Source organism: Streptomyces sp. NPDC001851, from assembly GCF_040297165.1.
In the GTDB taxonomy this organism is placed as follows: Bacteria; Actinomycetota; Actinomycetes; order Streptomycetales; family Streptomycetaceae; genus Streptomyces.
On sequence record NZ_JBEOYR010000095.1, the window covers coordinates 1 to 1,102 of the forward strand.

Consider the following 1,102-nt stretch of genomic DNA (forward strand, 5'->3'; position numbering starts at 1 on the left):
GCAAATCAGCTGAATGTGCTTCACGCCCTGCGCCGGCAGCCCCTTCAGGGTCTCATCGGTGTATGGCGTCAGCCACGGCTCGCGGCCAAAGCGCGATTGGTACGTCATCATCACGCGCTCCGGCGCCAGCGGCAGCGTGGCGCTCAGCGCACGCAGCGTATCCTCGCAGCGCTGCGGGTAGTCGTCGCCCAGGCGCGCATAGCGTTTGGGGATGCCGTGGAACGACAGCACCAGCCGATCCGGCTGGCCGTGCTCGGCGAACGAGCGCTCCACGCTTTGCTGCAGCGCGGCGATATAGGCCGGGTGTTCGGCGTAATCGCGGATGAAGGCCACCGACGGCAAGCGGCGATAGCCTTTCAGCACTCGCGCTACGCCATCCCATACCGCCGCGCTGGTGGAACAGGAGTATTGCGGGTAGAGCGGCAGCACCACCAGGTTGGTCACACCTTGCGCCAGCAGCTTGTCGATGGCTTCCGCCAAACTTGGCGAGCCGTAGCTCATTCCCAGCTCCACCGGCGTATTCGGCATGCGCGCCGCCAGCGCCCGCTGTTGGCGGCGGCTGTATACCAGCAGCGGCGAGCCTTCTTCCATCCACACCGACTGATAGAGCTTCGCCACGCGCGGCGAGCGGATCGGCAGGATCGCGCCGTTGAGGATCGGCCACCAGATCAGCGGCGCCGTGTCGACCACGCGATCGTCACTGAGGAATTCCTTCAGATAGCGTTTGACCGCCGACGAGGTCGGCGCATCTGGTGTGCCCAGGTTCACCAGCAATACGCCGTGTTTCTCTTGCTTCATCTCAGTTCCCCTCATTTCCTTTCCGGCCGGCATTCCGTTCTGGGTCGGGATGTCAGCAGCCATTAATGCCGGCTATTGTAACGGAAAAGTCCTGCGTCGGAACCGATAACAGCAACAGGCTATCCCTGTGGGCTTCCCCCTTGCGCCAGTTGCCATACCGCCGCCACGTTGCGCGCCGTCACCTGCAGATTGCGATCGGCGTCCGCCAGCGCGTCTTCCTGCGTCACGATGCGATCGAGCACCGAAAACGCCGCATCGATGCCGTGTTGATGCACCACCGAATAATCCGGCGTCAGGCTGCCGG

At 63.8% G+C, this 1,102-nt stretch carries 2 protein-coding genes; both read right to left on the reverse strand.

Annotation, left to right across the window (positions count from 1 at the left end; translation table 11 throughout):
- The coding region (hemH, locus tag ABT171_RS41725) for a ferrochelatase (protein WP_351252191.1) at positions 1–861 on the reverse strand (861 nt) is incomplete at its 3' end.
- A gap of 56 nt (positions 862–917) precedes the next feature.
- Positions 918–1,102 (reverse strand): glycerate kinase (locus ABT171_RS41730; RefSeq protein ID WP_351252193.1); only part of this gene is annotated, 185 nt, incomplete at its 5' end.